Genomic DNA, 4369 nt, shown 5'->3' with positions numbered 1-4369 from the left:
CGCCAAACACCCCCACCTCGCGCCAATGCGCGTCATCCCGCAACGCCTCCGCGCGCCATAACACGTGCCATTTTCCCCGCTAACCCCCTTAAACCGCTCCATTTTTCCTCCATTCCCTCCGCGTTCCCCGCGCCTCCGCGTCAGCCATTCGACACCCGGTCATTTCGCGATAGGCGAACGCGCCAATCTTCAATCTTCAATCTTCAATCTTCAATCTTCAATCTTCAATCGAGGCCCCATGCGCCGCGCACCCTTCGCCGATCTCGTCGCCTCGCGCCATCCGCTGCACATCGCGCGCGAGAATTTCTGGCGCCTTGCCGGTGCGTCCTATCGCGGCGGGCGCGACTATATCCACGCCGGCAACCTCTTCTCGCATCGCCTGGAGAACGGCGGTGACCACGATCGCCGCCTCCATCGCGCGTATTACCTCAACTACTGCCGCCCGGTCGTCGACACCTACGCCTCCTACGTCTTCCGCGTTCCTCCCGCCATCGTCCCCGACGCCCCCATCCGACGCCTCATCGAAAATGCCGACGGCCGAGGCGGCTCGCTTTACGCCTTCATGAAACGCGCGTTCACCCTGGCCGCGATCCACGGACACGTCGTCGTCGGTGTCGATCGCCCGGTCTCCGGCGACGCGCCCGAAACGCGCGCTGACGAGATCGCGCTTGGCCTTGCCGACTACCTCCACCTCGTTAGCGCCGACGATTTCGTCAACTGGGAAACCGACGGGTGCGGGTGCGTCTCCTGGTGCCTCGTTCGAGAGCGCACGCGCGATGCCTCGCCCGACAAACCCGGCGCGAGCGCGCGCGAGGTGTATCGCCTGTGGACCGCGCGCGAGTGGGCGCTCATCGACGGCGAGGGCGAGGTCATCGCCCGCGGCGAAAACCCATACGGCCGCGCACCGTTCGTCTCGCTGCGCTTTCGCGATTCCGACGATCCCGTCATCGGCGAGTCGCTTCTCGCGTCGATCGTTTACGTCAACCGCGAAATCTTCAACCTCGGCTCGCTGCTCTCGGAGATCCTCTACCGCCAGACGTTTTCGCAGCTCGTCGCCGAGGGCAGCGCGGAGGAATACGGCGAGGCCGGCGACATCGCGCGCCTGGGCACAAGCTCCATCTTCCTCTACCCCGAAGGACGCAACGCGCCGAGCTTCATCCACCCGGATGTCGGCCCGGCCGAGGTCCTCATGCGCCGCATCGACGGCCTGATCGACGAAGTCTATCGCCTGGCCTCGCTTGTGCGCGGATCGGCGCGCGAAGGCAACGTCGCAAGCGGCATCGCCAAGGCGTACGACTTTCTCGATACCAATCAGGCTCTCGCCGACGCCGCCGCGCAGGCCGCGCGTGCGTTTGAGCAGGTGCTGCGCATCGCGCACCCGGAGTGGGGCGGCGTCATCGAATTTCCCGGCGACTTTGGTGCGGACGATCCGGGTCGGCTTCTCGCCGAGGCGAAGCAGACGCTCGCGCTGCCCGTCGGCCCCGCGTTCCGCCGCCGTATCCTCGAACGCCTGGCGCGCACGCTCCTTCGCGAAATCCCCGCGACGCACCGCGACGACGTCTTCGCCGAAATCGCCGCGGCCGATCGCGTGTTGAACTAACGCACTCCGCAAAACCGCGCGATACGAAGCGCAAGAAACACGAACCGCGACCGTCAGGGAGCGGGTCTGCGGAGCGCACAGAGAAGACACAGAGAACACGGAGTCCGAAGTTTAGAAAAACAGAAAAATAAAAAATCTCTGTGCCCTCTGTGTCTCCTCCGTGCTCTCCGTGTACCGCCGAAAAAAAACCTCCTCGAACCGACAAGGCAACGTATGTCCGACAAACCCGAATCTCCCGAACAGCCCGGCCTCGCCGACCTGGCCGCGCGCCTGTCCGAGACGCTCGCGCGCCTGGAGTCCGCGAACATGAACGACGACGAGCGCGCGCGCGCCGAGTCCGCCCGCCGCCTCGATGAGCTTGGCCGCGAGCGCGAACGTCTCGCGAACGAAGCCCGCGAGTGGGAGACGCGCTACAAGACCTCCCGCGCGCGGCAGCTTCTCACCGAGGCCGCGTCCAACGCCGGCGCGTACCGCGCCGATCAGGTCGTGCGCCTGATGTGGGACCGCGTGCGCTTTTCGACCGACGGCGAGCCGCGCATCGCGATCGAGGACGACGGCGGCGCCGAAAAGCTCGTCGAGCCGAATCGCTTCACCGAAACGGTGCGTGCGTTTCTCGACGAAAACCCGAACCTCGCGGCGGGACGCGCCGGCGGAGGCGCGGGTTCGCGCGCCTCAAACGTCCCCGCGCCCGGCGGCGCGCCGCCGCGAACCCTTTCCGACCTCCGCCAACTCCGCCCCGCGCTCGAAGAACGCGCAAAAAGTCTTGGGAGGCGCGGCTGACGAATCGCCCAGGGCGCCTTGTCACCCTGAGCGCGTTTGTCACCCTGAACGCGTTTGTCATCCTGAGCGCGTTTGTCACCCTGAGCGCGTTTGTCACCCTGAGCGAAGCGAAGGGTCTCCGTGGCCAATCAACGAGATCCTTCGCTCCGCTCAGGATGACAAGCCGTTCGCTCCGCTCAGGATGACAAGCCCTTCGCGTTCTTCGCGTCTTTGCGTTGAAAAAAAATCTGCGAAATCTGCGCAATCCACGGATGCGTTCCGCGATGACCTTCCAGACTTCCAGTCTTTCAGCCGCTTTTTCTCTGTGTCCTCCGTGTCTTCCCCGTGCCCGGAGCTTGCCCTGAGCGAAGCCGAAGGGCGTACCGCCGAAAAAAACACCCGCGATAAGGAGCAACGATGTCCCTCGGAACAAACCACATGACCCCCACGACCGCGGCGAGCTTCATCCCGGAGCTCTGGGCACTCGACGTCCTGGAGGCCGCGGAATCAAACCTCGTGATGGCCAATCTCGTCACCCGCTTTGACGATGTCGCCATCGAGGGCGGCGACGTCATCCACGTCCCGCGTGTCTCCAATTTCCAGGCGCAGAACAAGACGCCGAACGCGCAGGTCTCCCCGCAGTCCGCGACGGAGGAGAAGGTCTCCATCTCGCTGTCCAACCACAAGGAAGTCAGCTTCCTCATCGAGGACATCGTCGCCGTGCAGGCGAAGTCGAGCCTGCGCGAGGTGTACACGCGCAAGGCCGGCTACGCGATCGCCAAAGCCATCGACACGCACCTGCTCGGCCTGTACGCGGGCCTCTCGATCCAGGTCGACGGCGGCACGATCGAGGACACGCACCTCATCGACGCCATGACGCAGCTCGACTCCGCGGACACCCCCGGCGAGGAGCGTTTTCTCGTCATCAGCCCGCAGGCCAAGGGCGACATCCTGAAGATCGACCAGTTCACCTCGCGCGACTTCACGAGCCCCCAGGACCCCAACGCGCCGACGCAGACCGGCCTTCTCGGCGACATCCTCGGCTGCAAGGTCTACATGTCCAACAACGTCGCCCAGACGACCGTCTCCGGCATCGACACGCGCCACAACCTCATGTTCCAGCGCGGCGCCTTCGCGCTCGCCATCCAGCTCGGACCACGCGTCCAGGCCAACTACATTCCCGAATACCTCGGCACCCTCGTCACCGTCGATGTCATCTACGGCTTCGCCACGCTCAACGACGCCTGGGCCGTCGACATCCTGTCGTACTGATCGCATCGCATCCCCGTGCCCGGCGCCGCGATGTCAGGGCCGCAAACGCAGCCGCGCCGGAGCCTTGGCGGAGGCGGGCGGAGTGCGCGGTCGATTCCGCCCCAGCATCACCGCATTCGCGATGTCAGGGCCGCAAACGCAGCCGCGCCGGAGCCTTGGCGGAGGCGGGCGGAGTGCGCGGTCGATACCGCCCCGGCATCGCCGCCTTCGCGATGTCAGGGCCGCAAACGCAGCCGCGCCGGAGCCTTGGCGGAGGCGGGCGGAGTGCGCGGTCGACACCGCCCCGGCATGAACCGTTCTTCGAAATAACATCGCCCCGACACCCGGCGAGGCCCCACCGCCTCGTCGGAATTCACCTCTCCCGGATGACAACCCCATGACCGACGCGCATCTCATCACAAACCCGCACGGACGCACCGTCGCGGTGACAAGCGAATGGGTCCGCGAAAACCAGCGCGTCCTCTCCTCCGGCCCATGGCGTTTCGTCACGCGCGCCGTCCCCGGGAGCGCAGGCGTCCCGCCTGCTTCGAGTCAATCGTCTCTCCCCGGTGCGCCGGCAAATACCTCGCCGCGCGTCTCCACGGCGCGGCACCACCCCGGGACCGCAGGTGTCCTCACCTGCTTCGAAAAATCCGTCCGCCCGGCCGACATCGTCCGCGCCCGCACCCGCCCGGTCATCGTCCACATTCTCCCCTGGACCCTTGCCACAGGCGGCGCTCAGCGTTTCATCCTTATGCT

General features: G+C 65.9%; 4 protein-coding genes. All 4 read left to right on the top strand.

From position 1 onward, the window contains the following. Positions 1-238: 238 nt before the first annotated feature. Positions 239-1600 carry a hypothetical protein gene (locus tag K8I61_18890; protein MBZ0274113.1) on the top strand — a complete coding sequence of 454 codons (1362 nt, stop codon included), beginning with the start codon at positions 239-241 and terminating at the stop codon, positions 1598-1600. Between the two features lie 213 nt (positions 1601-1813). Then, on the top strand, positions 1814-2380 hold the full coding sequence (locus K8I61_18885; protein MBZ0274112.1) for a hypothetical protein: 567 nt from the start codon (positions 1814-1816) through the stop codon (positions 2378-2380). Positions 2381-2776: 396 nt separating this feature from the next. Then, on the top strand, positions 2777-3631 hold the full coding sequence (locus K8I61_18880) for a hypothetical protein (protein MBZ0274111.1): 855 nt from the start codon (positions 2777-2779) through the stop codon (positions 3629-3631). A gap of 376 nt (positions 3632-4007) precedes the next feature. After that, positions 4008-4369: hypothetical protein (locus K8I61_18875; GenBank protein ID MBZ0274110.1), on the top strand; the 362-nt coding region annotated here is incomplete at its 3' end.

Source organism: bacterium, assembly GCA_019912885.1.
Lineage (GTDB): Bacteria > Lernaellota > Lernaellaia > JACKCT01 > JACKCT01 > JAIOHV01.
The sequence above is the reverse complement of the archived record's forward strand: the minus strand, read 5'-3'. Positions and strand labels throughout refer to the sequence as shown.

Coding starts and splice junctions, on each gene's coding strand:
- K8I61_18890 (MBZ0274113.1), top strand. CDS start 239: ATGCGCCGCGCACCCTTCGCCGATCTCGTCGCCTCGCGCCATCCGCTG.
- K8I61_18885 (MBZ0274112.1), top strand. CDS start 1,814: ATGTCCGACAAACCCGAATCTCCCGAACAGCCCGGCCTCGCCGACCTG.
- K8I61_18880 (MBZ0274111.1), top strand. CDS start 2,777: ATGTCCCTCGGAACAAACCACATGACCCCCACGACCGCGGCGAGCTTC.